At 62.9% G+C, this 26,152-nt stretch carries 26 protein-coding genes; 9 read left to right on the top strand and 17 right to left on the bottom strand.

The genetic code is table 11. The features are described 5' to 3' along the window. Positions 1 to 12: 12 nt before the first annotated feature. Positions 13 to 186 carry a hypothetical protein gene (locus A3AU_RS1000000139895; RefSeq protein WP_081294209.1) on the bottom strand — a complete coding sequence of 58 codons (174 nt, stop codon included), beginning with the start codon at positions 184 to 186 and terminating at the stop codon, positions 13 to 15. Positions 187 to 340: 154 nt separating this feature from the next. On the opposite strand from A3AU_RS1000000139895, the gene A3AU_RS0117385 reads away from it, so the two are divergent. Continuing rightward, positions 341 to 1,873, top strand: a complete 1,533-nt coding sequence (locus tag A3AU_RS0117385) for a sensor histidine kinase (RefSeq protein WP_027053988.1) — start codon at positions 341 to 343, stop codon at positions 1,871 to 1,873. A gap of 25 nt (positions 1,874 to 1,898) precedes the next feature. Here A3AU_RS0117385 and A3AU_RS0117380 read toward each other — a convergent pair whose 3' ends face one another. The 3 genes from A3AU_RS0117380 to A3AU_RS0117370 all read right to left on the bottom strand — a co-directional run bounded on the left by A3AU_RS0117380 (position 1,899) and on the right by A3AU_RS0117370 (position 3,582). After that, on the bottom strand, positions 1,899 to 2,357 hold the full coding sequence (locus A3AU_RS0117380; protein ID WP_027053987.1) for a hypothetical protein: 459 nt from the start codon (positions 2,355 to 2,357) through the stop codon (positions 1,899 to 1,901). Between the two features lie 11 nt (positions 2,358 to 2,368). Continuing rightward, the gene (locus tag A3AU_RS0117375; RefSeq protein ID WP_027053986.1) at positions 2,369 to 2,695 is read right to left on the bottom strand and encodes an ElaB/YgaM/YqjD family protein; all 327 of its coding nucleotides are present in this window, start codon (positions 2,693 to 2,695) and stop codon (positions 2,369 to 2,371) included. 125 nt (positions 2,696 to 2,820) lie between these two features. After that, positions 2,821 to 3,582 (bottom strand): Crp/Fnr family transcriptional regulator, encoded by a 762-nt coding sequence (locus tag A3AU_RS0117370; RefSeq protein WP_027053985.1) that lies wholly within the window; start codon positions 3,580 to 3,582, stop codon positions 2,821 to 2,823. Between the two features lie 148 nt (positions 3,583 to 3,730). Between A3AU_RS0117370 and A3AU_RS0117365 the strand changes: the two genes are divergently transcribed. Continuing rightward, on the top strand, positions 3,731 to 4,105 hold the full coding sequence (locus A3AU_RS0117365; RefSeq protein WP_244277744.1) for a response regulator: 375 nt from the start codon (positions 3,731 to 3,733) through the stop codon (positions 4,103 to 4,105). A 147-nt stretch (positions 4,106 to 4,252) separates the two neighbouring features. On the opposite strand, the gene A3AU_RS0117360 is transcribed toward A3AU_RS0117365, so the two are convergent. Together A3AU_RS0117360 and A3AU_RS0117355 are read right to left on the bottom strand one after the other, a co-directional pair. Next, entirely contained in the window at positions 4,253 to 4,804 is a 552-nt protein-coding gene (locus tag A3AU_RS0117360) for an RNA polymerase sigma factor (protein ID WP_027053983.1), read from the bottom strand. A 3-nt stretch (positions 4,805 to 4,807) separates the two neighbouring features. Then, on the bottom strand, positions 4,808 to 5,011 hold the full coding sequence (locus A3AU_RS0117355; RefSeq protein ID WP_027053982.1) for a NepR family anti-sigma factor: 204 nt from the start codon (positions 5,009 to 5,011) through the stop codon (positions 4,808 to 4,810). Between the two features lie 218 nt (positions 5,012 to 5,229). On the opposite strand from A3AU_RS0117355, the gene A3AU_RS0117350 reads away from it, so the two are divergent. From A3AU_RS0117350 to A3AU_RS0117320, 6 genes are all read left to right on the top strand, one after another. Then, positions 5,230 to 6,024, top strand: a complete 795-nt coding sequence (locus tag A3AU_RS0117350; protein ID WP_010911885.1) for a response regulator — start codon at positions 5,230 to 5,232, stop codon at positions 6,022 to 6,024. Positions 6,025 to 6,228: 204 nt separating this feature from the next. Continuing rightward, entirely contained in the window at positions 6,229 to 6,393 is a 165-nt protein-coding gene (locus A3AU_RS1000000138020; RefSeq protein ID WP_027031438.1) for a DUF1328 domain-containing protein, read from the top strand. Positions 6,394 to 6,583: 190 nt separating this feature from the next. After that, complete coding sequence (locus tag A3AU_RS0117335; protein ID WP_027053981.1) at positions 6,584 to 7,615, top strand: sensor histidine kinase; 1,032 nt, start codon at positions 6,584 to 6,586, stop codon at positions 7,613 to 7,615. Between the two features lie 279 nt (positions 7,616 to 7,894). After that, the gene (locus A3AU_RS1000000139890) at positions 7,895 to 8,071 is read left to right on the top strand and encodes a hypothetical protein (RefSeq protein WP_167335244.1); all 177 of its coding nucleotides are present in this window, start codon (positions 7,895 to 7,897) and stop codon (positions 8,069 to 8,071) included. A gap of 132 nt (positions 8,072 to 8,203) precedes the next feature. Beyond that, the gene (locus A3AU_RS0117325; RefSeq protein WP_027053980.1) at positions 8,204 to 8,530 is read left to right on the top strand and encodes a hypothetical protein; all 327 of its coding nucleotides are present in this window, start codon (positions 8,204 to 8,206) and stop codon (positions 8,528 to 8,530) included. An 83-nt stretch (positions 8,531 to 8,613) separates the two neighbouring features. After that, positions 8,614 to 8,859 (top strand): YMGG-like glycine zipper-containing protein, encoded by a 246-nt coding sequence (locus A3AU_RS0117320; protein WP_027053979.1) that lies wholly within the window; start codon positions 8,614 to 8,616, stop codon positions 8,857 to 8,859. A 119-nt stretch (positions 8,860 to 8,978) separates the two neighbouring features. Here A3AU_RS0117320 and A3AU_RS0117315 read toward each other — a convergent pair whose 3' ends face one another. From A3AU_RS0117315 to xylF, 4 genes are all read right to left on the bottom strand, one after another. After that, positions 8,979 to 10,628 (bottom strand): CHASE domain-containing protein, encoded by a 1,650-nt coding sequence (locus tag A3AU_RS0117315; RefSeq protein WP_027053978.1) that lies wholly within the window; start codon positions 10,626 to 10,628, stop codon positions 8,979 to 8,981. A 129-nt stretch (positions 10,629 to 10,757) separates the two neighbouring features. Beyond that, positions 10,758 to 11,561, bottom strand: coding sequence for an ATP-binding cassette domain-containing protein (locus A3AU_RS0117310; RefSeq protein WP_032917572.1), 804 nt, complete (start codon positions 11,559 to 11,561; stop codon positions 10,758 to 10,760). 14 nt (positions 11,562 to 11,575) lie between these two features. Then, positions 11,576 to 12,892, bottom strand: coding sequence for a sugar ABC transporter permease (locus A3AU_RS0117305; protein WP_027053976.1), 1,317 nt, complete (start codon positions 12,890 to 12,892; stop codon positions 11,576 to 11,578). A 142-nt stretch (positions 12,893 to 13,034) separates the two neighbouring features. Next, positions 13,035 to 14,075 (bottom strand): D-xylose ABC transporter substrate-binding protein, encoded by a 1,041-nt coding sequence (gene xylF / locus A3AU_RS0117300; protein ID WP_027053975.1) that lies wholly within the window; start codon positions 14,073 to 14,075, stop codon positions 13,035 to 13,037. 271 nt (positions 14,076 to 14,346) lie between these two features. Here xylF and A3AU_RS0117295 point away from each other — a divergent pair, with 271 nt between their 5' ends. Beyond that, complete coding sequence (locus A3AU_RS0117295; RefSeq protein ID WP_027053974.1) at positions 14,347 to 15,588, top strand: ROK family protein; 1,242 nt, start codon at positions 14,347 to 14,349, stop codon at positions 15,586 to 15,588. A 270-nt stretch (positions 15,589 to 15,858) separates the two neighbouring features. On the opposite strand, the gene phoB is transcribed toward A3AU_RS0117295, so the two are convergent. The 7 genes from phoB to A3AU_RS0117260 all read right to left on the bottom strand — a co-directional run bounded on the left by phoB (position 15,859) and on the right by A3AU_RS0117260 (position 25,874). After that, positions 15,859 to 16,548, bottom strand: coding sequence for a phosphate regulon transcriptional regulator PhoB (gene phoB / locus A3AU_RS0117290; RefSeq protein ID WP_032917568.1), 690 nt, complete (start codon positions 16,546 to 16,548; stop codon positions 15,859 to 15,861). A 121-nt stretch (positions 16,549 to 16,669) separates the two neighbouring features. Further along, positions 16,670 to 17,377, bottom strand: a complete 708-nt coding sequence (gene phoU / locus A3AU_RS0117285; protein ID WP_010911897.1) for a phosphate signaling complex protein PhoU — start codon at positions 17,375 to 17,377, stop codon at positions 16,670 to 16,672. 25 nt (positions 17,378 to 17,402) lie between these two features. Further along, complete coding sequence (gene pstB / locus A3AU_RS0117280) at positions 17,403 to 18,206, bottom strand: phosphate ABC transporter ATP-binding protein PstB (RefSeq protein ID WP_027053973.1); 804 nt, start codon at positions 18,204 to 18,206, stop codon at positions 17,403 to 17,405. After that, positions 18,203 to 19,054 carry a phosphate ABC transporter permease PstA gene (pstA, locus tag A3AU_RS0117275; protein ID WP_027053972.1) on the bottom strand — a complete coding sequence of 284 codons (852 nt, stop codon included), beginning with the start codon at positions 19,052 to 19,054 and terminating at the stop codon, positions 18,203 to 18,205. Before pstA ends, pstB begins: the two co-directional genes overlap by 4 nt. Positions 19,055 to 19,057: 3 nt before the next feature. Then, complete coding sequence (gene pstC / locus A3AU_RS0117270; RefSeq protein ID WP_027053971.1) at positions 19,058 to 20,041, bottom strand: phosphate ABC transporter permease subunit PstC; 984 nt, start codon at positions 20,039 to 20,041, stop codon at positions 19,058 to 19,060. 68 nt (positions 20,042 to 20,109) lie between these two features. Next, positions 20,110 to 21,165, bottom strand: a complete 1,056-nt coding sequence (gene pstS, locus A3AU_RS0117265) for a phosphate ABC transporter substrate-binding protein PstS (protein WP_027053970.1) — start codon at positions 21,163 to 21,165, stop codon at positions 20,110 to 20,112. 533 nt (positions 21,166 to 21,698) lie between these two features. After that, entirely contained in the window at positions 21,699 to 25,874 is a 4,176-nt protein-coding gene (locus tag A3AU_RS0117260) for a PAS domain-containing protein (RefSeq protein WP_027053969.1), read from the bottom strand. Positions 25,875 to 26,152: the final 278 nt, after the last annotated feature.

Raw genomic sequence — 26,152 nt, 5'->3', positions numbered from 1 at the left:
ATGGCTGAAAATCTAACCGCTCGGCGCACTTCCCTGCTCGGTCGCCGGCGTCTTGGTCGCCTCGCCGTAAATCTCGGCGATGCCCCAAGCCGCGAAGGCAAGAAGCAGCGCGGCGATGAGGATGCGCAAGCCATGCCAGCCCCATCGCCCCTGCCGAGCTTTGTTCTCGGGAATGATCTTGGTCATGGCCGGTCCTTGTTTCGTCATGCGCTGCTTGGCGCGCTCGGCAAATCACGGTCGGGTAACGGTTCCTCGCTAGGATGGTTCCAGGATACCAGCTTGTCGTGGTCTGGTGGATCGGCAAGACCGCGAGGGTCGGCAATGGCATTTGGGGACTGGGGTGAATAGCAAGGCGGACATTGGAACGAGCCTTCCAGCCGGGGTGGCGCTTGCGGTCGGTGCCGAAGACCGGCTGGCCGTGCTGCACGGGCTGGAGATGCTGGATACGGCGGCAGATCCGGATTTCGACCGCATCGGCGGCCTTGCCGCGGCCGTCATGCAGGCGCCGATCGCGCTGGTCACGCTCGTCGACGTCGATCGGCAATGGTTCAAGTCCTGCTTTGGTCTCGACGAGAGCGAGACCGCGACCGACATCTCGTTCTGCGCCCACGCCATTGCCGCCGGCGACGATCCCATGGTGGTGACGGACGCGACGACCGACCCTCGCTTCAAAGCCAACCCGCTGGTCACCGGCAAGCATCATGTGCGCTTCTATGCCGGCGCGCCGATGCTGGTGGCGGGTGCCAGGATCGGCACACTGTGCGTGCTCGACCGCAAACCGCATGCTTTTCCGTCGCAGGCCAAGCTTGATCAATTGAAGATGCTCGCCGGCCTCGCCGCCAGCCTGTTCACGTTGAAGGACGCGACCCGCAGCGGCGCCATCGCCGAGGCCGCCCTTGTGCGCGAGGAAAAGCGGCGCGCCATCGCGCTCGACGCGGCCTCGCTCGCCAGCTGGGCATGGGATGTCCGCACCGACATCATCGAATGCGATGTTCGGCTGTCGGAACTGTTCAACCTGCCGCGCTCGAACCTGCTGCGGGCGCGCGATATCCTGTCGGCCATCGATCCACGCGACGTCTACCAGACCGAAACCCGCTTCCGTGACGCCTTGACCGGCAGCGACGACTATTTTGGCGAATACCGGGTGAAAGGCTTTCATCCGCCGCGCTGGGTGGCCACACGCGGCCGCGTCATCGAGCGCGACGGCGACGGCAAGCCGACGCTGATCTTCGGCGTCAACTACGACATCTCCGAACGCAAGCTCGGCGACGAGCGGCAACGGCTTCTGCTGCGCGAACTCAACCACCGCGTCAAGAACACGCTGGCGACCGTCCAGGCGCTGGCGACGCAGACCGTGCGTCACGCCCGCCAGCCGAGCGAATTCCTGGAGGCCTTCGGCGCCCGGCTTCAGGCGCTCGGCATCGCCCACAATCTCCTGTCCGACCGCGAGTGGCGCGGCATCGGCATCCGCGAGCTCGTCCAGATCGAGATCAGGCCTTTTGACACCGCCGACCGGCCGCGCATCACCATCTCCGGCACGGACCTGCTGCTGTCGCCCGATCAGGCCGTCGGCCTCGGGCTCATCCTGCACGAACTGGCGAGCAACGCGCTGCAATATGGGTCGCTGTCGATTGCATTGGGCAAGGTTGATCTCGACTGGAAGACACAAGGCAGGAAGGGCGCCCGGCGCCTGGTGTTGACCTGGCGCGAAAGCGGCGGGCCGGCAGTCGCCCCGCCCGAACGCCACGGCTTCGGTTCCATCCTCATCCGTCGCAGCCTGGCCAAGGTCATTTCAAGCGAAGTGACCCATGAATTCCGGCCGGAAGGTGTCTTTGCCGAAATCTCGATGCCGCTGGAAGACCTGTCCAGGTGACGGACCGGAATCCCGAATAGCAGCCCTATTCCTGCCCTCCGGCATCAGGATCGTCGGGTTTCACATTCTCACGGTAGATGGCGTAGGCGGCGAGCGCCATGGCGGGGCCCAGAATGACACCGAGACCGCCCTTTCCCTTGAGCAATGCCGGCAGCACGGCGAGTGCCGCGGTGATACCGAGCGCCTTCATGTCGGCGTTGCGCCGCTTTGCCTCGCGCCGCGCTCGGGCTCCGGACATCAAGCGATGGATCACAAGAACGAGGCCGGCAATCACCAGGAAGCCGACACCGAAGCCTAGCGCCGCCGCCAGCGAACCATAGCGGGCCGACGCCCAGATGTAAGCGGCCCCGACAAGAAAGCCGAGGCCACAGAACGCAGCCAGCGCGGCAAGCGCATAGACGATGGCCGCCGTACGTGCGCGACGAACGGCAGCCAATGTTTCACCCGAAGCGAAACCCGACAGCAGGGATGCCAGCAGACCCATCTCAGGCGGAATTAACGACGCGCGATCAGCGCGAACAGAAAACCGACGCCGGCGGCGATCGCCAGCGACGTCACCGGCTTTTCGCGGACATTTGCCAGCAACTGCGCCTCGATGTCCTTGGCGCTGCCGCGCAGGCTGTCGAAGGCGGCCTCGCCCTGGGCACGCAATTGCTCGACGCCCTCGGTGGCCGCGCGGCGGGCAGTGCCATAGCCATGCTCGCCGGTCTTGGCCAACTGCTTGGTGAGCTTGTCGATGTCGGCCTTCAGCTGTCGGATGTCGGCTTCGAGGTCCGAATTCGCCCGTGCTTCGTTGGCGGTCTTTCCTGCGGCGGTTGCCATTGATTAACTCCTTGTGATTGCTCGATTTCAAACGCGGCTTGCGTCTCAAGGTTCCGGCATCGGGACAAACTAGCCGAAAACTTGCGCGCGCGCACCAATCGCCAAACCATGGCGATAGCACCGTCTCAAATCAGCGGACGACGCCCCTCGCCCAACCCTTCCCAGCCGGCGAGCAACTTGAGCCCTTCGTTGTCGATGACCTCGCAGCCGCCGTCGCGCCAGACAATCAGCTTGCGGTCGATCAGTTTGCGGATCGTCTTGTTGGTGTGAACCAGCGACAGGCCAAGCGTGTCGGCGACGTGCTGCTGCGTGATCGGAATCTGAATGGATTGCTTGCCGTTCAGCCCGACAACCTTGGCTCGGCTGGCTATGAAAGCAATCAGATACGCGGCACGCTCGATGGCGCTGCGGCGGCCAACGCTGAGCAGGTTCTCGTCCAGCATGCGTTCTTCACGCGATGCGATCCAGGTGATGTCGTAGCCCAGGCCCGGGTGGTTGCGATAGAGTTCATGCAGATTGTCGCGCTCGAAGACGCACAGCAGCATCGGCGACAGCGCCTCGACGGAATGCTGCATTTCCCCCATGACGCTGCCTTGCAAGCCGATGAGATCGCCAGGCATGAGGTAGTTGAGGATTTGCCTGCGGCCGTCCGGCAACAGCTTGTAGCGGAATGCCCAGCCTGACAGCACGGTGTAGAGATGGGCGCTGTGGCTGCCCTCGACCAGCACCGTGGCGCCCTTGTCGACCGCAAGTTCGCCCTTCTTGAAGTTGGAGATAAAGGCCAGTTCCTGTTTCTCGAATTCCCGGAACACCGGCAAAGGCCGCAACGGGCAATTCTCGCAAGGATACTGGCGCCTGGCAAAAGCGCGCCCATTTTGGCCTGGCATTTTCGACCCCTCTTCGAACCTGCCGGTCAGCAGGTACCCTTAAACGTTTTGCCGGGATCGGAGTTCCCAGGTCGAGGGCATGTCTTTTTTAAATGACAACGCCCGCAATAGCGATCATGACTCCCGGCGTTTCAAGGAGCGACTGCCCGTGCCCCATTTGCTTGACGGATTGCGAATTCTTGTCCTGGAGGACGAATTCCTCATCGCCATGGATGTGGAACAGCTCTGCCGTGACCACGGAGCCGGCGAGGTAACGATTGCCCGTGATCTGGCCGAGATCGATGGCCGAAAGGTCGCCACGCAATTCGACGCCGCTATCGTCGACCTGATGCTGGGCGGCACTTCGACGCTCGAATTTGCAGCCGGTTTGCGTGAGACGGGTGTCCCTTTCGTGTTCGCTTCCGGCTATTCGGATGCGGAGGAGATCAGGACATCCTTCCCGGGAGTGAGACTTGTCACGAAACCCTATTCGGGCGACGACCTCGTCGAAGCCGTGGCACAGGCCTATGGGCGCGGCTTCTAGAGCAATTCCAGGAAAAGTGTGTAACGGTTTTCCCGTCCGGAATTGCGGAAAAACAAAGAGTTAGAGCGGTTCGGCGATCCATCAAACGCTGAACCGCTCTAAGGCCCGATTAGGTCGTACCGGGGTTCTGTCGCCCGGCGCCGCGTGTCAATGCGCCGCCGTCCCGGTGACCTGAGCCGAAATCGCGTCGGGCCCATATTCGTCTTCGCCGGAGATTTTCAGGATTTCCTGCAGGCGCGTGCGCGCCCTGCTGACGCGGCTCTTGATCGTTCCGACCGCGCAACCGCAGATTTCGGCGGCCTCCTCGTAGGAAAAGCCCGAAGCACCAATGAGGATGATGGCCTCACGCTGGTCCTCCGGCAATTGCTCCAGAGCGCCTCGAAAATCCTTGAGATCGAGCTGGCCGTGCTGCGCCGGATGCACCGCAAGCCTGGCCGTCATGATGCCGTCACTGTCCTGCACCTCGCGGCCGCGTTTGCGCATCTGCGAATAGAATTCATTGCGCAGGATGGTGAAAAGCCATGCCTTGAGGTTGGTGCCGGGCTGAAAGCTCTCATGCTTGTCCCAGGCCTTGACCAGCGTTTCCTGAACGAGGTCGTCAGCCTTGTCGGCATTCTGCGTCAGCGACACGGCGAAGGCCCGCAAGCTCGGGATTGCCCCAAGCAGATCGGCCTTGAAGCCTTGGGAGACCGCTGCCATGCCTCAGTCCTTCTTCTGTGCGGGTTCGGTCTGTTCCAGTTGGCTGAGCAACTGGGCAAAGCGATCCGGCACATCGTCGGAGACCAGCTCGTCATAATATTGCTTGAGTTTGCGCCCGATTTCGGAGTTCGGCCCGAGGGGGTCGCCGACACCGTTCCGGCGCCTGCCCGCGGCGCCAGCCAAAATATCTTTCGTCATATCCTTCATTTCGCCCTTATATTCCCAGTATCCAGGCCGCTCATATTCAACTCAACACAAGGCAAGCGGCACCCTCGTCTGGTTGCCCATCCCGACATCAAACGCCGCTCTCGCCGATTCGTTCCCAATCGGGCGGAACTTTTTCGGAAAACCCGCGTTGTATTAGTGGGGCTTGCAATCAGCCTGACCTGCAATCGATCACGTCATTCTGAGGGAGACGTCTTATCATGAGTTTATCCGCCACCATCGCACCGCACCTGCCGTTCCTGCGCCGCTTTTCGCGTGCCGTCTCGGGATCGCAAGAGAGCGGCGACGCGCTGGTCGCCGCGATGCTTGAGGCCATCATCGCCGACGTCGACATCTTCCCCGACGCGTCGAGCGACCGTATCGCGCTCTACAAGGTTTTCGCCAAGCTCTTCACCTCTGTCGCTATTCGCGTGCCGCAGGAACAGGCACAATCGGCATGGGAGCAGCGCGCCGCCGCCAATCTCAATGCGATCGCGCCGCTTCCCCGCCAGGCCTTCCTGCTGGTTGCCGTCGAAGGCTTCAGCGAGGACGAAGCGGCCGAGATCCTGGATGTCGGCGACCAGCAATTCTCCGAACTGCTGGCCCAGGCAAGCAATGAGATTTCGCGCCAAGTAGCGACCGACGTGCTCATCATCGAGGACGAACCGCTGATCGCCATGGACATTGAAGAGATGGTCGAGAGCCTCGGTCATCGCGTCGTCGGCACGGCGCGCACACACGCCGAAGCGGTGACGATGTTCGGCAAGACGCGGCCGAAGATGGTGCTGGCCGATATCCAGCTCGCCGACGGCAGTTCGGGCATCGAGGCGGTCAACGAGATCCTGTCGTCTACCTCGGTTCCGGTTATCTTCATCACCGCGTTTCCCGAGCGCTTGTTGACTGGTGAGCGTCCCGAACCGGCCTTCCTGGTGACCAAGCCGTTCAATCCCGACATGGTCAAGGCGCTGATCAGCCAGGCGCTGTTCTTCGACCGTCAGGCGAAGGCCGCCGCATAGGGCGCGGCCTTCCACCCGGAATATGCGAAATCAAGGCCGTCCGATGCGATGCACCGGGCGGCCTTTTTGGCAACCAGGCCCGTCAGCAGCGAATTTCGAGGCACTTCGTTTCTAACGGTTTGCAAGCATCGCCTTTTTCGGCAAAGGGTGGAACAAACCGCATCCACCCACGTTTTTACTGCACCATTCGGAAGGAGATGAACCATGCTTTACTGGGCGCTCGTATTTCTCGTAGTGGCGATCATAGCCGGCGCGCTTGGTTTTGGCGGCATCGCCGGGACATCCGCCGGCATTGCGCAGATATTGTTCTTCATCTTTCTCGCCTTCCTGGTCATTTCCCTGCTGGCCGGCCTGTTCAAGCGGGCCTGACATCAGCCAGCTTTTAAAGCGAACACTGGAAGCCGCACCCCTCAAACGGTTTCCAGCCACCGCCGGACGGTATCCTGCAAAGGACGCCGTCCGGCGGACCGCTTTTGAGGGCAGTCCTTCCGGCGGGATTTCATTTGGGAACCCATAAGAAGGTGAGCCGTTCAGCCTGAGTGGGTGGACAGGTTGACCGATGCGTTCCAAGACTGCAGATGATTTGGAAGACGCAGGGAGTGACGAGGTCATCGCCCTGCATCCGGCTGAAAGCGGTATGCAGCTTGGCCGGGCTTTGCTCCACGCACTACACAATGCCGGCATTTCCGTCCTCTATCAGGATCGCGAAATGAAGACCGTATGGGCGCGCAACATGCGCGCGCCTTGGGCTTCGGACAGTTCCGACGGCAATGGCATCCTGCCGATGGCGCAGGCGGACCGCATCAGCGCCGCCAAGCGCGACGTCGTCGCGACCGGCAACCCGGAGCGCCTCGAGATCAGCGTTCCCGTCGAGAATGGCGTGCGCTGGTTTCAGATATGGGTCGATGCCGACCGGAGCGAAACGGGCGACGTGCAAGGGGTCGTGACGACCATGGTCGAGACGACCGAGCAGAAGCGGCGCGAACAGACGCTGACAACCCTGCTGCGCGAGGTCAGCCACCGCTCAAAGAACCTGCTGGCGATCATCCAGAGTATCGCGACCCAGACCGGCCGCTACTCCGACGGCATCGGCGATTTCCTGACGCGCTTTCGCGGCCGGCTGCAATCGCTGGCCTCCTCCCAGGATTTGGTGACATCCTCGAACTGGCGCGGCGCGGCCCTTCATGAACTGGTGACGAGCCAGGTCGGCCGCTACGGGGCGAACATATCGCACAGCCTTCGCTTCCGCGGCGCCAATCCCTATCTCAACCCAAATGCCGCACTGCATATCGGCCTGGCAATGCATGAGCTTGCCGTCAACTCGGTCAGCTTCGGCGCCCTGTCCCGGCCGGATGGTTATGTCGAAGTGACCGCCAATCTCAACACCGCCGCCACTGGCGAGGTTGCCTTGTCGCTGACATGGGCCGAGACCATAGGAAACAATGGCGGCCGGAGCGAAAAGCGGTTCGGCAGTGTCGCACTGGAACGGGTGGTGCCGGCATCCCTGAGCGGAACCGCGAGCCTCGACATCGCGGACGGCCACCTTGAATACCGCCTTGTCGTCCCGCACAACAATTTCGAGAGCCAGTGAGCGGCTTTATATCTTTGATTTAGAGGCGGTTTCAGATGTCATGTCGCTTCGACCTGAAATCATCCGGCTCTAATGCATGTCGCCCAGAAGTGTGCAGCGGTTCTGGGACAACGACATGCATCAAAACAAAGACTTAAAGCGCGTCGGTTGAATCCGTTTTAACGACGCGCTTTAGGGCAAGCAACGATCCTTAACCGGCTGTTCACCATAAGAGCGGATGCTGTTTTACCCAGATACCGCTGCAATCCGCTGGGCTGCGGCACGGTGTGGGAGGAACGCTTGACGGTCGCCGACATGAACAGACTGGAAAAGGCCGCCCGTGTTTCGATGGGCGAATTTCAGGACCCCGAGGCATCCGCGGAACCGCTCTCCCCGCCGCATCACGGCTTGCAGTGGGGCATCGTGCTGGCGGCGGCCGCGACAATTCTCATCATCGCCGTGTTCCAGCTCGCCTGACCGAAATCCGCTGCCGGCAAAGTGCGCGGCGTTTAACCGCTTGCTGCAGCGGCATTTATTCGCGTGTCACCCCGAACGCTCAGGAACTTTTGGCCGATGTAGGCCGTTGTTGCGGCGAGAGGGCATGTCGCCATGGAACACATCGCTGCATTGTTGCTGGTCATCGGTTGCACCAATTCGATGACCGACTGTCGTGAACTGCAGGTGCCGGTGAGCGTTTTCGAAACCGCCGGCGAATGCACCGCCGAGCGGCCGTTCGCCATGGGCGACGTGCAGGGACAAGCGCAGCACATCGTCGCCAGATGTCTCGCTGTCGATCCTGGGCTCGAGGACGACTACGATCAGATCGTCTGGAATGTGCGCCCCGATGGTAGCCTTGATGCCTCGCTGGCTCTTTCCAACCTTGTCATGGCATCGAACGCAGCACGCCCAGAAAAAGACTATCTTAGCCAACAATAAATTCGAGCAGCAAAGGCCGTCATTTCGTGCTAAATGGCTGTTGGAGCTTACCAAAGTGTGGACACAAAGTGAGGAGTGACTCAATGCGGAAGATGATTATTGCCATGGTTGCGGTAGCCGCCCTAAGCGGCTGCACCTCGACCGAGCAGGACGTGGTAGGCGGCGGCTTGATCGGCGCTGGCGTCGGCGGCCTGGTCGGCGGCGGCAAGGGCGCGCTGATCGGTGCGGCTGTCGGTGCCGGCTCTGGTTTGTTGTACCGTAACGTGCAAACTGGTCGCTGCAAGTATCGTCGCGCTGACGGTACGATCCACTGGGCCCGCTGCAACTGATCCGATAATCTAAGGGAAGCGGAGACCGCAACCGGCTCCGCTTCCCCTTGCTTTAAAGTTCAGGTCGCCGGTTCGCCTGCCGCCATGCTTGGCGTAGTCTCTGAACGGCTTCCTGTCCTTCAAGCAGTCAACGGTATCCTGATCTCCACCTTCAGCCCGTCGGCCTGAAAATCGCGCTTGATCGTGCCGCGCAGTTCGCGCGTGACGTTGAGGTCGATCAGCTTGGTGCCGAATCCAGTCTCGGCCGGCGCCTCGACCTTTTTCTTCCCGGCCTCTCGCCAGTTCAGCGCCAGCGTGCGCTCGCGACCACGCCCTTCCAGGGACCACTCCACCTTGAGCGCCCAATCACCCTCGAGCGAATTGGCACTCCTGGCGGAATTGCCGGCTTCGCCATATTTCAACGCATTGGTTGCCAATTCGTGGAAGGTCAGGCCAAGCGCCTGCGTCGTGGTCTCGTCGAGCAGCACCTCCGGCCCGGACAGGAGCCCCTCGGGCAGGTCCTTGCCGAACACCTGGCCAAGTTCGATGCGCAGGAGATCGGCGAGATCGGCCTTCTGCCAGCGCGAGCGCGTCAGCATGTCCTGGGAGGCGGCCATCGCCTGCAGCCTGGCCGAGAAGGACGCGGAGAACTCATTGACATCCGTCGCCCGCGAAGCTGTCTGTCGCGCGATCGCCAGCACCCTGGTGATCGAATTCTTGATGCGATGCTTCATCTCCTGCAGCATCAGGTCTTTTTCGAGCAGGCTCTTTTCGGTCGTCTCGTGCAGGCGCGATGCCGCCTCATAGGCCCGTTGCTGATAGCGCGCCACCAGCGCGATGGCGCCGGCCGCCAGCAGGCCCAGCAACCCCAGCATCACGGGAATTGTGCGCGACGACGGTTGCGAGAAGGCACTGGTCGGCCTGAACAGCACCGTCCACGGGCGGCCGGCCACGGTGATGTTGCGCGTAACCAGCAACCGTTCGCCGAAGGACGAAGCCGGCGGCGTTTCCGAGCGGAACAACAGATTATCGCTGCTCACCGCGCCGTCATAGATCTCGGTGTTCACCGGCAGCAGCGGCGCGCGGCTGAGCGCGATCTGGAACAGGTCGCGGGAACGGAAGGCCGCATAGAGAAAGCCCGCGGTCGAGGATCGCGATGCGTTGATGACCTCCGGCGCGGTTTCGACATTGAGCCGCACGAAGACCAGGAAGCCGGTGAAGGTCTGTGTCGCACCCTGGCCCTGGCCCAGTTGCACCAGCCCGCTCGCGTGCTGCTGGTCGTCGGCCATTGCCTTCTCGATCGCCGCGCGCCGCACCGGTTCGCTGAACATGTCGTAGCCGATGCTGGCCTGGTTGGATGGATCCAGCGGCTCGAACAGCATGATGGGCGCGCGCCAGGGCTGCGTCGTTTCCGGATAGACCGGGTGGCTGGCGCCAAAGTCGTGGAGAATGTCGCGTTCGACCGCCGCCTCGTCACCCGTCTTGACGAGCCCTAGGAAGCCGATGCCGCGCAGGCCGGCGAAATTGTTGTCGACATCCAGCGCGTTGAAGAACGCCTTGAACTCGCTCTGGGAGATATCGCCATTGCGGGCGTCGAACAGGGCCTGCGTCGACCGCAGCAGCGACAAATGCAGGTCTATGCGGCTCTCGATGCGGTTGAGGGCGTCGTCGGCCGCCGCCTCGAACTTGATGCGGGCGGCTTCCTGCGTCGCGAAATAGGCGAACCCCGCCATGGTCATGCTGATCAGCGCAACGGCGATGAACGCGACGATTGGAAAGAGTTTCTTCAACGGATGATGCGGTCCATGGGCAATACCGGACCTTTATGGGCAACTCATCAGGCCAACACAATGGCAAGGCCAAGCCATCGCGATCACTGGCATATCACGTGAGCGCCCGTACCGGACCGCTGACAGACCTCAGGCGGCTATCTTCAGCGCGCCCGGCCCGGGAATGGCGCCCGGAGGACATTTTCCAAGAATGATCATGCCGAGCACCTCGTCCTGGGTGACGTCGGTGGTGCGCGCGGTGCCGACCACCTGCCCGTTTTTCATCACGCAGACCCGGTCGGCCAGTTCGAACACATCGTGGATGTCATGGCTGATCAGGAAGATGCCTATACCGTCGGATTTGAGCTGCTTGACCAGTTCGCCGACCTGCGCCGTTTCCTGCGGACCGAGCGCGGCCGTCGGCTCGTCCATGATCAGGATGCGCGCGTTGAACAGGATGGCGCGTGCAATCGCCACCGATTGCCGCTGGCCGCCCGACAGCTTCACCACCGGCTCCTTGAAGCGCTGGAAGCGCGGGTTGAGCCGGCCCATAACCTTACGCGCCTCGGCCTCCATCGCGACGTCGTCGAGCGTGCCCCAGGCAGTCATCAGCTCGCGGCCGAGGAACAGATTGGCGGCGGCATCGACATTGTCGGCCAAGGCGAGTGTCTGGTAGATCGTCTCGATGCCGTATTTCTTGGCATCGCGCGGATTGGCGATCGAAGCCTCCTCACCGTTGACGAAGATCTGGCCGGCATCGCGCTTGTAGGCGCCGGACAGGATCTTGATCAGCGTCGATTTGCCGGCGCCATTGTGGCCGAGCAATGCCATCACTTCACCGGGGAAAAGATCGACCGAGGCATCGTCGACGGCGCGGATACCGCCGAAAGCGATCGAGATGTTGCGCATGTCGATCAGCGGCGTGCCGGTATTCGCGGGAGCAGTCTTTTCCATGATCGTTGTTCTCCCTAAACGCGCTTGCGGTACACGGTGTCGAGAAACACCGCGATGACCAGGACAGCGCCGACGACGATGCTCTGCAGCGGCGAGTCGACACCAAGCAGCACCATTCCGGACTGCAGCGACTGCATCAAAAGCGCGCCAAGCATGGCACCGATAACGGTTCCCGAACCGCCGGCCAGCGACGTGCCGCCGATGACGGCGGCGGCGATGACCAGCAACTCATCCAGCGTGCCCAGCGCGTTGGTCGCGGAATTCAGCCTGGCCGACGAGATGGCGGCGGCGATCGTCGCCAGCACACCCATGATCATGAACACCTTCATGGTGACCCAGCGTGTGTTGATGCCGGCGAGATTGGCGGCTTCAGGGTTGCCGCCGATGGCAAAGACGTAACGGCCGAAACGCGTGCGGTTGGTGATGAATGTCATGACGATGCCCACCATAACAGCCATCAGCACCGGAATAGCGATGCCATGGGCGATGAACAGCCCACCTTCGGGAATCGTGATGTTGTTGGCCTCCGCATACCGCTTCACGATACCGACCGGCCATGGATAGGAATTGGCAACCCACACAGCGCCCAGGATGATTGCGCAGGTGACGGCGCCCATCAGCGTCTCGGCCCAGATCGGCCGCAGCGGAAAGCGGAAGCGCTTGCGCTGCCGGCGCCCGTTGAACAGCGCGAACACCACCGCCAAGCAAGCGACGATACCGACGGCCCAGCTCCAGGTCGCGCCGATCGATCCGGCGGGACCGCCGCCCATCAGCTGGAAGGTGGCATCGAGCGGGGCCACGGTCTGGCCTGACGTGACCCACCAGGCAGCGCCGCGCCAGACCAGCAGGCCGCCGAGCGTCACGATGAAGGCCGGCACTTCGAGATAGGCGATAACAAAGCCCTGGAAGGCGCCGATCAGCAGACCGAGCGCCAGGCCGATCGCCAGCGCCAGCACCCAGATCCAAGGATTGCCAAGCTCAAGCCCGACAAAACGCACCAGAAAATGCACTTGCGCGAAGCCCATGACCATGCCGATGACCCCTTCAGCCGATCCCACCGACAGGTCGATGTTGCGCATGACGATGACCAGCACCATACCGGAAGCCATGATGGCCACGGCCGAAGTCTGCACCGACAGGTTCCAGAGATTGCGCGGCGTCAGGAAAAGACCACCCGACAGGACGTGCAGGCCGACCCAGATGACCACCAGCGCGCCGACCATGCCGAGCATACGGGTATCGATTTCGGTCGCCTTCAGAAAACGGGCAACCGCGCCAAGTTCCGACGCACGCGCGGTGTCGGCCTGCGAAGTCGAGGTCGTGTCGGTCATGATGTCCTCCCAGCGGCTTGCCGTCTGACGCGGATGCCGGACCAAGCCTAGAAGTTAGCCGCCCATGGCGGAAACACAAATCCTGCTGAGAAAACGCCGCGGCTGTGGGCCGCGGCGCTTCCAACTCTTCAAGCGGTCAAGCTCAGTTGCAGGCGGCGACGCTGCCGGCGGCGACGCCCGCGCAGACTTCGTCCTTCTTGATCCAGCCGGCATCGATGACGACGTTGAGATTGTCCTTGGTGATGGCCACCGGGGTCAGGAACAGCGACTTGACGGTGTTGCCGCCAGGCGTCGTGAAGTCCTTGACGCCGGCGATGTCGGTCATCTTCTTGCCGTCGGCCAGCTGCGAGGCGATCTCGGCGGCGTTCTTGCCGAGCTCGCGCGCGTCCTTCCACACCGACACGGTCTGGGTGCCGAGCGCGATCCGGTTCAGCGCGGCATGGTCGCCGTCCTGGCCCGATACCGGCACTGTGCCGGCCAAGCCCTGCGCCGTAAGCGCCGCGACAACGCCGCCGGCGGTGCCGTCATTGGCGGCGACCACCGCGTCGACCTTGTTGTCGTTGGCGGTCAGGAACTGTTCCATGTTCTTCTGGGCGTTGGCGGGCAGCCAGCCGTCCGTATAGGCCTCGCCGACATTCTTGATCTTGCCCGAGTCGATGGCCGCCTTGAGCACTTCCATCGAGCCCGAGAACAGGAAATCGGCATTCGGATCCGAACCCGAGCCCTTGATGAAGACATAATTGCCTTCCGGCTTGGCCTTGAACACCGCACTGGCCTGGAGGCGGCCGACTTCCTTGTTGTCGAAGGTCAGGTAGAAGACGTCCTTGTTCTCGATCAGGCGGTCATAGCCGACGACCGGAATGCCTTCGTCGAGCGCCTTCTGCACGGCCGGGCCGATGGCCGAGGCGTCCTGTGCCAGGATGATCAGCGAATTGGCGCCCTGCGAAATCAGGCTCTCGACATCGGTAAGCTGCTTGCCGGGATTGGACTGTGCATCGGCCGAAATGTACTTGTCGCCGGCGGCCTCGATCGCCTTTTTCATCGCGGCCTCGTCAGTCTTCCAGCGTTCTTCCTGGAAGTTCGACCACGATACGCCGATGACCTTGTCCTTCGCCTGCGCGACCGACGCAAGCGTCAGCGACATGGCGACACCCGCCAGGATGGCGGCCGTGACTCTTTTCATGATATTCCTCCCTGCGCCGCGTAAGGCGCGACCAAACTGGCCCAAAGGCCGGCACAGAAGCTCTATTTTTTCGAGCCTCAAAAAAAATACTGATGCATCCCCGGAACGCTGTCAACATCGATTCTGATGGATTTTGAGGGGCCTGCAACTTTTTTTCGAGCCCCGCAATAAATAAATGACAGCAGCGGCCGCTTCTGCCAGTATTTGACCTGTTGTCGGCAGTGTTCGAGGGGCAGGAAGAACCGCCGCGACGGGGAGGAAGTGGGAAAGCATGTCGGTCGGAATCCGCCACGACGATCTGCGCCGGCGCAACCGCGCCATGGTGATCGCGGCCGTGCGCCGGGCCGGCCGGCCCTCGCGCACCGAGATCGCCGCGACCACCGGCCTCAGCCATTCGACCATATCGGCAATTTCCTCCGACCTGATCGGCGAAGGCATCCTGGCCGAAGGCAAGCCGAGCGAGGTGGGTTCGCTCAAACGCGGCAGGCCGCAGGTCGGCCTCGGCCTCAATCCGGAGGCCGCGACCGTCATGACCGTGGTGCTTTCGCTGAATTTCCTTTCTGTCGCCGTCATCGACTATGCCGGCCAGGTGATATCGGAGGAACAGCGCCGCCTGGACACGCTGACCATGTCGCGCGAGGCGCTGATCGGCGAATGCACGGCTATCGTGCGGCGGCGCCTCGCCGATCCCGATATCGACGTGCGCAGCGTCGCCCGCATCGCGTTGGCGATCCAGGGCATCACCGACACCGAGGCCCGGGCTATGCTGTGGTCGCCGATCACGCCGCAGACCGACATCGCCTTCGCCGACATACTCGAAGCCGAGTTCGGCATCCCCGCCACCATGGAAAACGACTGCAACATGATGGCGGTGGCGCTGCGTTGGCGCGACCCCGAGCGCTACCGCGACGACTTCATCGCCATCCTGTTGTCTCACGGCATCGGCATGGGGCTGGTGCTGAAGGGCGAGCTGTTCACCGGCACGCATTCCTCGGGCGGCGAGTTTGGCCACATGATCCATCGGCCCGGCGGCGCACTCTGCCGCTGCGGACGCCGCGGCTGCGTCGAGGCCTATGCCGGCAACTACGCCATCTGGCGCAATGCCAGGCAGCTCGGCGAGGACACCGAGCCGGTCGACGTCAGCGACGCGGACATGCGGACCCTGGCGGCCACGGCGCGCGAAAGAGCTGGCCCGGAGCGCGAAGCCTATCGCAAGGCCGGCGAAGCACTGGGTTATGGCCTCGGCAGCCTGTTCGCGCTGATCGATCCCGCGCCCGTCGCCATGGTCGGCGTCAGTGCCGCCGCCTTCGACCTGATCGAGCCCGCGCTACGCGAGGCCATCGCCCAGACCGCCGGCGGCCAGCATTCGAAATCGATTTCGTTCGATACTGAACCAAACGAATTGCCGCTTATCCGCGAAGGCTGCGCGATGCGCGCGCTGACCTTCGTCGACCAGGAGATTTTCGCGCCGGGCGTGCAGGGGCGAGCGGGTTCGGGCAAGAACGTGGCGTAGGCCTTGCGAAGGGCATCGCCGCCATTCGAGATTGGCCGCAGCTTCCCGGATGTCGTCATCCTTGGGCGAAGCAGGAGCGAAGCTCCGTCGCGAAGACCCAAGGATCCATTCCGTTACGTCGACCGAGGGACGCGGCGGTGCAGAATTCTGCGCAGTGGCAACACGTCAAAGTCGCGGCATGGATCCTCGGGTCTGCGCGTCCGCTTCGCGCCCGCTCCGCCCGTGGATGACGAAGCGTTGGGCACCTCGGCCCATCAAAACCGTCAGCAGTCAATCTTCCCTGATCGCATACCCGGCGCCGCGAATGGTGCGGATGACGTCCGGCATACGGCCATTGTTGACAGCCTTGCGCAGGCGCCCGACATGCACGTCGACGGTGCGCTCGTCGATATAGATCGTCTCGCCCCAGACATTGTCGAGCAGTTGGCTGCGGGAGAACACGCGGCCGGGATGGCGCATCATGAATTCGAGCAGACGGAACTCGGTCGGCCCGAGCCGGATCTCGCTCTTCTTGCGATAGACCCGGTGCGATTCGCGGTCGAGCACGATGTCGCCGACCTTGAGCACGCTGGACAGAACTTCCGGCTTGGCGCGGCGCAGCAGCGCCTTGACTCTGGCCATGAATTCCGGCGTCGAGAACGGCTTGACCAGATAGTCGTCGGCGCCGGTGGAAAGGCCGCGCACGCGGTCGCTTTCCTCGCCACGCGCCGTCAACATGATGATCGGAAGCCGCTCGGTCTCGGGCCGCATCCGCAGGCGCCGGCAGAGTTCGATGCCGGACACCGCCGGCACCATCCAGTCGAGCACCAGAAGGTCGGGCACGTTCTCCTGCAGGCGGATTTCGGCTTCGTCGCCGCGCGGCACCACCTCGACCTGATAGCCTTCGGATTCAAGATTGTAGCGGAGCAGCACCCCCAGCGGCTCCTCGTCCTCCACCACCATGATGCGTGGCGCGATCATCGACTGGTCACCTCCAAAGCAATTCCAGGAAAAGTGTGTAGCGGTTTTCCGTCCGGAAATGCGTGAAACAAAGAGATAGAGCGGTTCGGCGTTTCCACGAAACGATGAGCCGCTCTAGCGTTCAGGCCGCCGGCGCCGACATCGCCGTTTCGTCCTGCTTGGGACGATTGGCGGGCAGCTGCGTGCCGGTCAGCACGTAATATGCGTTCTCGGCGATGTTGGTCACGTGATCGCCGATGCGTTCGAGATTCTTGGCGCAGAACAACAGATGCGTGCAAGCCGTGATGTTGCGCGGATCCTCCATCATGTAGGTCAGCAATTCGCGGAAGACCGAGGTATATTTGACGTCGATGCGCTCATCGTCGGCGCGCAGCTTCGCCAGTGCGGCGGCATCGCGCGCCGCATACTCCTCGATCACGCCCTGCACCTGGATCAGCACCAGCTGCGCCATGGCGTCGATGGAATGCGACAGGTCGCGCGGCGTGGCGCTGAGGCCAACGGTGCCGACGCGCTTGGCGATGTTCTTGGCAAGGTCGCCGATGCGCTCGAGGTCGCCGGCCATGCGGATCGAGCCGACGACATGGCGCAGATCGTCGGCCATCGGCTGGCGCTTGGCGATCAGCGTGATGGCGCGGTCGTCGAGTTCGCGCTGGCGCGCGTCCATGATGGCGTCGTCGGAGACCACGCGCTGTGCGAGAGCATTGTCGGAATTCAGCAGCGCCTTGGTGGCGCCGCCGACCATCGAGCCGGCGAGGTCGCCCATGTCGCTGATCAGCCTGCTGATCTGTCCGAGATCCTCGTCGAAGGCTGCAACCGTGTGTTCGGCCATGATTCTGGTCCTCGTATGCGTGCGATCAGCCGAAGCGGCCGGTGATGTAGTCTTGCGTGCGCTTCTCGCGAGGCGACGTGAAGATCTTCTCGGTTTTGTCGAACTCGACCAGCTCGCCCAGATACATGAAGGCGGTCTGCTTCGAGACCCGCGCCGCCTGCTGCATGTTGTGGGTGACGATGACGATCGTGTAGTCGGCCTGCAACTCGTCGATCAGTTCCTCGATCTTGGCGGTCGACAGCGGATCGAGTGCCGAGGCCGGCTCGTCGAGCAGGATGACTTCCGGCTTCACCGCCACGGTACGGGCGATGCACAGCCGCTGCTGCTGGCCGCCCGACAGGCTGAGGCCGCTGGCGTTGAGCTTGTCCTTGACCTCGGTCCACAGTGCCGCGCGCTTCAGCGCCTGCTCGACACGGCCATCCATCTCGGCCTTGCTGATCTTCTCGTAGAGCCTGACGCCAAAAGCGATGTTCTCATAGATCGACATCGGGAACGGTGTCGGCTTCTGGAACACCATTCCGATCTTGGTACGCAGCAGGTTGAGGTCCTGCGAACGATCGAGAACGTTCTGGCCGTCGAGCAGCACCTGGCCTTCGGCCGTCTGCTTGGGATAGAGCTCGTAGATGCGGTTGAAGACGCGCAGCAGCGTCGACTTTCCGCAGCCCGAAGGCCCGATGAAGGCGGTGACGCTGCGCTCGGGGAGCGATAGCGTGATGTCCTTCAGGGCCTTCGACTGGCCATAGTAGAAGTTGAGGTTCTTGACCTCGATCTTGGCCTTGGCCACCGCCTCGGCGGCGATCGTCATGTCTGGAGACAACATCTGGCTCATTTGTCCTCTCTGCGTCCGGTCAGGCTGCGCGCGAAGATGCTGAGCGCGAGAACCGTCAATGTGATTATGAGTGCGCCGGTCCAGGCCAGTTGCTGCCATTCCTCATAGGGGCTGAGAGCGAACTGGAAGATGGTGACCGGCAGGCTGGCCATCGGCGCGTTGAGATTGCTCGACCAGAACTGGTTGTTCAGCGCCGTGAAAAGCAGCGGTGCGGTCTCGCCCGAGATGCGGGCGATGGCCAGCAATATGCCGGTGACGATGCCCGACATCGCGGCGCGGTAGGCGACCGAACGGATGACCACCCAGCGCGGCGCGCCAATCGCGGTGCCGGCTTCGCGCAAGGCGTTCGGCACCAGGTTGAGCATGTCTTCGGTGGTGCGCACCACGACGGGGATAACCAGGATCGCCAGCGCGACGGCGCCGGCGATCGCCGAGAAATGTCCCATCGGCCGCACCATCAGCTCATAGACGAACAGGCCGATGATGATCGACGGCGCCGACAGCAGGATGTCGTTGATGAAGCGCACCACGGTGGTGAGCTTCGAGAAACGCCCGTACTCAGCCATGTAGGTGCCGGCCAGCACACCGATCGGCGTGCCGACGATGATGCCGATAATGGTCATCACGATACTGCCGTAGATGGCGTTGAGCAGGCCGCCGGCATCGCCGGGCGGCGGCGTCATTTCAGTGAAGACCGCAAGATTGACACCTGAAAGGCCCTTGTACAGCAGGGCGCCGAGGATCAGCGCCAGCCAGGCGAGCCCGATGCCGGCGGCGGCAACGCACAGCGTCATCATCACGCCATTCTTGCGCTTGCGTCTCTGGTGAAGCGATGCGGCTGTCGACATCGGTCAGGCTCCGGTACGGGCATCGATGCGCATCAGCATGTAGCGGGCGATGGCAAGGATCAGGAAAGTGATGACGAACAGGATCAGGCCGAGCGCCACCAGCGAGGAGGTGTAGAGGTCGCCGACCGCTTCGGTGAATTCGTTGGCGATGGTCGCCGAGATGGTCGTTGCCGGCGCAAACAGCGACGTCGAAATGCGGTGCGCGTTGCCGATGACGAACGTCACCGCCATTGTTTCACCGAGCGCGCGGCCGAGCGCCAGCATGACGCCGCCCATGATGCCGATGCGCGTGTAGGGAATGACGACCCGGCGCGTGACTTCCCAGGTCGTGCAGCCGATGCCATAGGCCGATTCCTTCAGCACCGACGGCACCGTGTCGAAGACGTCCTTGGTGATCGAGGTGATGAAAGGCAGGATCATGATGGCCAGGATCATCGCCGAGGTCAGCAGGCCGATGCCATAGGGCGGGCCGGCGAACAGGCCGTTGAGGCCCGGAATGCCATGGAACACGCTGATGATGAAGGGCTGAATGGTCGTCTGCAGGAACGGCGCCAGCACGAACAGGCCCCAGATGCCGTAGATGATCGATGGGATGCCGGCGAGCAGTTCAACCGCCATGCCGATCGGCCGCCGCAGCGGGCGCGGGCAAAGCTCGGTGAGGAAGATGGCGATGCCGATGCCGAGCGGCACGGCGATCAGGATCGCGATCGCCGAGGTGATGATGGTGCCGTAGATCGGCGCCAGCGCACCGAACTTCTCTGTCACCGGGTTCCAGCTCTGGGTGGTCAGGAAGGAAAAGCCGAAGGTCGACAGGGCTTGCCAGGAACCGGCAAACAGCGAGATCGCAACACCGCCAAGCAGGACCAGCACCAATATGGCGGCCGCCCGGGTCGTCGCGTGGAAGATCGAGTCGGTCAGCGCGAACCGTCGAACGGTGGCATCGCGCGAATTTCTGGCGGCTGGCAAGGCTTCCTGGACAGCGCTCATGTCAAGCTCGGCTCTTTCAAGTTGATGAGAAAAGGAGCGCCGCGGGCGCGGCGCTCCTTCAAGAGATATTACTCGCCGGCGTAGACGGGCTTGCCGTCGGCCTGGATGTCGGCCTTCCACGAAGCCTTGATCAGGTCGACGACGCTGTCGGGGATCGAGACATAGTCGAGCGCCTTGGCGGTTTCCTTGCCGTCCTTGTAGGCCCAGGCGAAGAACTTCAGGGCTTCGCCGGTCGCGGCGGCATCATTCGGAGCCTTGTGGATCAGAACCCAGGTCGAGGCGGCGATCGGCCAGGTGGTGTCGCCGGGCTCGTTGGTGATGATGACGTTGAAGTTCTTGGCAGTCTTGAAGTCGGCGTTCGAAGCGGCGGCGCCGAAGGATTCAAGCGACGGCTCGACGACCTTGCCGGCAGCATTCACCAGCTTGGAGTAGGACAGGTTGTTCTGCTTGGCATAGGCGTACTCGACGTAGCCGATGCCGCCATCCGTCTGCTTGACGGTGTTGGCGACGCCTTCCGAGCCCTTGGCGCCGACGCCCGTCGGCCATTCGACGGCGGTGTCCGAACCGACCTTGTCCTTCCAGTCGGGCGAGAGCTTCACCAGGTAGTCGGTGAAGTTGAAGGTGGTGCCCGAGCCGTCCGAACGATGCACGACGGCAATGGCCGTCGACGGCAGGGTGAGGCTGGGGTTCAGCGCCTTGATCGCGGCGTCGTCCCAGGTGGTGATGGCGCCGAGATAGATCTGGGCAAGCGTCTTGCCGTCGAGGACCAGTTCGCCCGGCTTGACGCCGGTGAGGTTGACGATCGGCACGATGCCGCCCATCACCATCGGGAACTGCACGAGGCCGTTCTTTTCCAGATCGGCGTCGGACATCGGCTTGTCGGTGGCGCCGAAGGTCACGGTCTTGGCGATGACCTGCTTGATGCCGCCGCCCGAGCCGATCGACTGGTAGTTGAGGCCGATGCCGGTGTCTTTCTTGTAGGTGTCGGCCCATTTGGCGAACACCGGATAGATGAAGGTCGAGCCGGCGCCGGAAAGGTCAGCTGCGATGGCTGCGGAAAGGGTGAAGGTAGACGCTGTAGCCATTGCGATCGCAACGGCCGCCGAGCGGATAAAATGTCTCATGTGGCCTGCTCCTGTTCGGAAGATGGTCTCTCGGCGCCATTCCTAAGCAGCGCCCGCTGAGGCCAATAGCGTTCGATTATAACAGTCGCATGACAGTTTCATGTCAGCCCGGTAACGTGTTGCCGGCGCCTCCAAAGGTGACAGCGACCGCCACCAGTGGCGGCGTTCCGGTTTACCCTCTGAATCAGTGAGTTGAGCAGTCCGCAAGGCACGGCCGCCGTCGGGTGCGACGGCGGCTGCCTCCGGTAAATAAAATCCGGGCGGGAGTGCGTTGCTCAAGGCCAGAGCGTGTCATGGCCGGGCCGTCGCCAAAAACAGGTCCGTTGGGGTAGGTTGACGCTGTTCCGTACTGGCGGTCGCTGCTCCCGCCCGTAACTGCAAGGGCGGAATTCGATTTTGCCATTGTCCCGGCTCGGCACAGCCTTTGGTATGGTGCGATCGCACCATAGGCATTGCACGCAGGGATAGCAGCGAATCCGCGATTGATTCCCTCGGCTTGCCGTTTCCGATGCTTGGAACCCGCCGACGCGGTGCTATCCCGCGTTGCGCTGGACCTGACGGCCCGCGCCGAGCCACCGCTCGACTTTCTCCAGCAAGGCCCTGGGGCTGATCGGCTTGGGCAGATAGTCGTCCATGCCCGCCTCCAGGCAGCGTTCGCGGTCGCCCTTGAGCGCATGCGCGGTGACGCCGACGATGGGGACATGCGTCCCGGTTTCCTGCTCCAGCCGGCGGATCGCGGCGGTTGCCTCGAGCCCGCTCATCTCCGGCATCGAGACGTCCATCAGGATCATGCACGGATTGAGCTTGCCGAAGGCGTCGAGCGCCTTGCGGCCATTGCCGACAATCTCGAAACCGTAGCCGGTCTCGCCGAGGATCTGGGTGAAGACCATCTGGTTCACCTCATTGTCCTCGGCCACGAGGATATCCAGCCTGTATCCATCACCGCCAGTGCCCGGGAGCCTCGGGCGAACCGGCGGCGGCTGCAATTGCGCGCGTTGCTCGGACGGCGCCAGCGGCGGCCGCTGGGGAGCACCAAACCCTTCGGCTACAGCATACTGCGCGGCATGGTCACCCGTAGTGTGGCGGTGGCGCTGGATGGTCGCGACCAGCGTTTCCAGGAGCACGGAGGAGCGCGCCGGTTTGATCAGCTGGGCATCGATGCCGAGATCGCGGTAGCTGGTATTGGCGAGCGACTGGTCGACCGAGGTCAGCATGATGATCGGCGTGTCGGTGAGGCCTTCGGTGTTGCGCACGATGCGCGCCATTTCCGCGCCGCTCATCTCGGGCATCTGGTAGTCGAGCACGACGCAATCGACCGGCACACCATAGGCGGCGGCCGCGATCAGCACCTTGAGGCCCTCGGCGCCGCTTTCGGCCGCGCAGGAATCGAACGTCCACGAGGTCATCTGCTCGGTCAGGATGGCCCGGTTGACTGCATTGTCGTCGACGATCAGCACGCGGGCGCCCGTCACGTCCACCGGCATGATGCGCTGCCCGTTCTGCTGTCCGGCCCCGGGCAGCGTCACGGTGAACCAAAAGGTCGAGCCCTTGCCCTCGGCGCTCTCGACACCGATGGTGCCGCCCATCAGTTCGACCAGCCGCGAGGTGATGGCAAGGCCGAGCCCGGTGCCTTCGTGCCGCCGGGTCGAAGAAGTGTCGACCTGACTGAATTTTTCGAACACCAGTTTCAGTTTTTCCTCGGGAATGCCGATCCCGGTGTCGGTGACCGAGATCGTCAGCCTGGTTCCGGTCGGGACCCTCTCGCCGGTCACGTCGACCAGCACATGGCCCTCGTCCGTGAACTTGACCGCATTGCCGAGGAGGTTGGTTACGATCTGCCGGATGCGGCCGACATCGCCGACAAACAGGCTTTCGAGCCTCGGCTCGACGCGCACGATGAGCTCGAGATCCTTTTCCTTGGCCCGTGTCGACACCAGTGTCGCCACGTCCTCGATCGCCTCGGCAAGATTGAAGGGCGCCGGATCGAGCACCATCTGGCCGGCGTCGATCTTGGAGAAATCGAGGATGTCGTTGATGATGGTCAGCAGCGCGTTGCCCGATTTGACGATGATGTCGGTGAACGTCTTCTGCTTGGGATCGAGATTGGACTTCGCCAGGAGTTCCGCCATGCCGAGCACACCGTTCATCGGCGTGCGGATCTCATGGCTCATATTGGCGAGGAATTCCGACTTGGCGCGGTCGGCCAGCACGGCGCGCTGGCGCGCCTCGCTGAGTTCGGCCTCGCGCATCTTCAGTTCCGTAATGTCGGTGGTCGATCCGATCAGGTAGAGCGAGCCGTCCGAGGCGATCATCGCGCCCTTGCGCGCGAATTGATGCCTGACGCTGCCGTCGGCAAGCTGTACGGTCTCCTCGATCTCCTGGGTCTCGCCGGTGCGCAGGACGGCCAGATCGCCGGCGACGAAAGCTTCGCCATCCGGGCCGAAGATCTCGACGTCGGTCTTGCCGATCGCCTCCTGCTTGCTGAATCCGGTGAGGTCGCACCAACCCTTGTTGACGTAGAACTGCCGTAGATCGGAGCGCTTGGCGTAGATCGACACCGGGACATTGTCGATCAGGCTGCGGAACACCTCGTTCTCGCGCATGCTCTCTTCCAGAGCCCGCTCGCGCGCCTTGACCTCGGTGATGTCGGTGCTGGATCCGACCAGATGCACGGAGCCATCCGTCGCCGCCAGGCGGCTCTTGCGCGTCATCAACTGCCGCACCGTGCCGTCGCGATGGGTGACGGACTCCTCGACCTCGCGCACGGCGCCGGTCACCACGACATCGCTGTCGTCATGGCTGAAGCCGTCCGCTTCCTCGGCGCCGAACAGCTGACGGTCGGTCCGGCCGATGACGTCTGCCTTGGCAAGGCCCGTAATGGCGCACCAGGCCTTGTTGACGAATTCGATGCTTAAATCCTGCGCCTTGATGAAGGCCGCCACCGGCAACTCGTCCATGACATGCCGGAACAGATCGATCTGGCGCATCGAATCGCGCAGCGCCGCCTCGCGGCTCTTGATTTCGGTTATGTCGACGCGCACACCGATGAACGTGCCGTCATCGGTGCGCATGTCGTAGACCTGGTACCAGCGTCCATCGGCGTTGAGGCGCTCGTAGGAAGAATTTGGCAGCCGGTAGCGCGCCAGCATGCTGTCGAGCCAGCGTTCGGGTTCGGTCTCGTACAGCCTGTCCATCCCGCTATCGCCGCTGGAGCGGAAATAGCCGACCGAACGGCCGAATTCCAGCGCCTCGCGGAAGCTGCGGCCAGGCTGCCAGAAGGGCTTCAGCGCCGGCAGCGAGTCCTGCAGCTTGAGGTTGGCGAAGACGAACTTGTCGTCGCGGTCGTAGATGATGACGCCGGCCGGCAGCGATTCCAGCACGCTGGCCAGGTGCCTGCGCGCGTCCTGCGCTTCGGTCTCGCGGCCCTTCATGTCGGTAACGTCGACGTAGGAGACGAGCCGCTTGCCGCCGGGTAGCGGTGCCAGCGACGCGACGAGCGTGCGCCCATCATTGTGCGGCAATTGCCTGGAGCCGGCGATGCCGGTCCTGATCTCGGCTTCGCGCTCTGCGCTGTGACGTTGCCAGGCAATTTCATCGGCGCCGTAAGGGTCGATGGTACGGCTGGCTTCCATCAGCTCGCGGAAGGGCGAGCCGATCCCGGCACGGCTCGGATCGATCCTCCAGAAATCATAGAAGGCCCGATTGATGACTTCGGCGCGCATATCGGCATCGAGGACGAGAACGCCGATCGGCATCTGATCGACCATGGTGCGGAGATTGACGAAGGTCTCGGCGATTTTGGCGTTGGCGCTTTCGATCTCGGCATCGCGGCGCTTGAGTTCGGTGACTTCATAGTAGGTCAATAGCCGCCTGCCCCCCGACAGCGCCGTCACCGAGAACATCATCGTCCTGCCGCTGGCATGGACAAATTCGCGGGGCGCGACGGAGCCGGCGCGAATCTCTTCCAACCGGGTGGCGAGGTAGCGCTGCCACTGCTGTTCGTCGATGTCGCCATAGATGCCATTGTGGCGGTTGAGTTCCATCAATTGGCTGAACGGAGCGCCGACGGTCACGGCACCATCCGGAATACTGGACAGGTCGCGATAGGCCTTGTTGACGATCAGCGTGTCGAGCCTGGCGTCGAGAAGCACGACGCCCATGTGCATGGCGTCCATGGTCCGTTCGAGATCGGCAAGATGCCGGTCGGGTTCACTGCCCGACAACGGGCTCGGCTCCACGGTCTCGAAGGCGCTGACCAGCGCCGTGACATCGCGGCCGATGCCGCGATAGCCGGCGAACTCTCCGTCGCCGTCAAACCGTGGGAAGCCTGACGTCAGCACCCAGCGGCAGTCGGCGCGGCCTCCCTTCAGTTCGTAGACGAAGTCGCGGAAGGGCCGGCGCGCCTGCAGATCCTCCAGATGCGCTGCCGCGCTGTGGTTGCCCTTCAGGACCTGATGGAGGAAATCGAAGCGAAACCGGCCAAGCACGTCTGCCGGATTGATGCCCGTCGCAGCCTGGTAGTTTTGCGAAAGCCAGGAAAAGCGCAGTTCGGCGTCGGTCTCCCATGTCCAGTCCGAGCCGGCCTCGACCAATTGGCGAAGCGCATCGGTCGAATCCCTGTCCGCGCATGATGGCGCATCGTCGCGATGCACCGCCCTGCCGGGTCCACGCTTGCCGCGCGCGCCGATTGCTTCGTCCGCTTCCGCCATGCTGTCCCACCCCGAAAATCAAGGCCGAACCCTCCCTCCGCGGTTCGTCGGCGGAATGTGCCCGAGAAGCATTAACGATCCGCTAACCTTAACGGCGCAACCGGCCTGTTCCTCCTGCGTTATTCCGTCCGGTTGTCGAGCGCACCACGGCCGCGTTATAAGCCGTGCAGGGGTGTTGCTTATGATTGGACGGATAGGGCCTTTCTTGCTGGGCGTAGCGCTGCTGTGCGGCAGCGGCTGTTCACGCAGCTATGACGGCACGGTCATCATTCCGCGGC

Origin of the sequence: Mesorhizobium erdmanii USDA 3471 (assembly GCF_000472705.1) — a bacterium.
GTDB lineage: Bacteria > Pseudomonadota > Alphaproteobacteria > Rhizobiales > Rhizobiaceae > Mesorhizobium > Mesorhizobium erdmanii.
Note: the sequence above shows the minus strand (reverse complement) of the source record. Positions and strands in the feature narration are given on the sequence as shown.

What these genes read in the sequence shown, in the direction of transcription:
- A3AU_RS0117260 (WP_027053969.1), bottom strand. Translation starts at nt 25,874, where the DNA reads ATGGCGGAAGCGGACGAAGCAATCGGCGCGCGCGGCAAGCGTGGACCC.
- phoB (WP_032917568.1), bottom strand. Translation starts at nt 16,548, where the DNA reads ATGATCGCGCCACGCATCATGGTGGTGGAGGACGAGGAGCCGCTGGGG.
- phoU (WP_010911897.1), bottom strand. Translation starts at nt 17,377, where the DNA reads ATGGCCGAACACACGGTTGCAGCCTTCGACGAGGATCTCGGACAGATC.
- A3AU_RS0117355 (WP_027053982.1), bottom strand. Translation starts at nt 5,011, where the DNA reads ATGAAGGATATGACGAAAGATATTTTGGCTGGCGCCGCGGGCAGGCGC.
- A3AU_RS0117295 (WP_027053974.1), top strand. Translation starts at nt 14,347, where the DNA reads ATGTCGGTCGGAATCCGCCACGACGATCTGCGCCGGCGCAACCGCGCC.
- pstS (WP_027053970.1), bottom strand. Translation starts at nt 21,165, where the DNA reads ATGAGACATTTTATCCGCTCGGCGGCCGTTGCGATCGCAATGGCTACA.
- A3AU_RS0117380 (WP_027053987.1), bottom strand. Translation starts at nt 2,357, where the DNA reads ATGGGTCTGCTGGCATCCCTGCTGTCGGGTTTCGCTTCGGGTGAAACA.
- pstA (WP_027053972.1), bottom strand. Translation starts at nt 19,054, where the DNA reads ATGTCGACAGCCGCATCGCTTCACCAGAGACGCAAGCGCAAGAATGGC.
- A3AU_RS0117320 (WP_027053979.1), top strand. Translation starts at nt 8,614, where the DNA reads ATGCGGAAGATGATTATTGCCATGGTTGCGGTAGCCGCCCTAAGCGGC.
- A3AU_RS0117350 (WP_010911885.1), top strand. Translation starts at nt 5,230, where the DNA reads ATGAGTTTATCCGCCACCATCGCACCGCACCTGCCGTTCCTGCGCCGC.
- pstB (WP_027053973.1), bottom strand. Translation starts at nt 18,206, where the DNA reads ATGAGCCAGATGTTGTCTCCAGACATGACGATCGCCGCCGAGGCGGTG.
- A3AU_RS0117335 (WP_027053981.1), top strand. Translation starts at nt 6,584, where the DNA reads ATGCGTTCCAAGACTGCAGATGATTTGGAAGACGCAGGGAGTGACGAG.
- A3AU_RS1000000139895 (WP_081294209.1), bottom strand. Translation starts at nt 186, where the DNA reads ATGACCAAGATCATTCCCGAGAACAAAGCTCGGCAGGGGCGATGGGGC.
- A3AU_RS0117310 (WP_032917572.1), bottom strand. Translation starts at nt 11,561, where the DNA reads ATGGAAAAGACTGCTCCCGCGAATACCGGCACGCCGCTGATCGACATG.
- A3AU_RS0117325 (WP_027053980.1), top strand. Translation starts at nt 8,204, where the DNA reads ATGGAACACATCGCTGCATTGTTGCTGGTCATCGGTTGCACCAATTCG.
- A3AU_RS0117305 (WP_027053976.1), bottom strand. Translation starts at nt 12,892, where the DNA reads ATGACCGACACGACCTCGACTTCGCAGGCCGACACCGCGCGTGCGTCG.
- pstC (WP_027053971.1), bottom strand. Translation starts at nt 20,041, where the DNA reads ATGAGCGCTGTCCAGGAAGCCTTGCCAGCCGCCAGAAATTCGCGCGAT.
- A3AU_RS0117370 (WP_027053985.1), bottom strand. Translation starts at nt 3,582, where the DNA reads ATGCCAGGCCAAAATGGGCGCGCTTTTGCCAGGCGCCAGTATCCTTGC.
- A3AU_RS0117360 (WP_027053983.1), bottom strand. Translation starts at nt 4,804, where the DNA reads ATGGCAGCGGTCTCCCAAGGCTTCAAGGCCGATCTGCTTGGGGCAATC.
- A3AU_RS1000000138020 (WP_027031438.1), top strand. Translation starts at nt 6,229, where the DNA reads ATGCTTTACTGGGCGCTCGTATTTCTCGTAGTGGCGATCATAGCCGGC.
- xylF (WP_027053975.1), bottom strand. Translation starts at nt 14,075, where the DNA reads ATGAAAAGAGTCACGGCCGCCATCCTGGCGGGTGTCGCCATGTCGCTG.
- A3AU_RS0117375 (WP_027053986.1), bottom strand. Translation starts at nt 2,695, where the DNA reads ATGGCAACCGCCGCAGGAAAGACCGCCAACGAAGCACGGGCGAATTCG.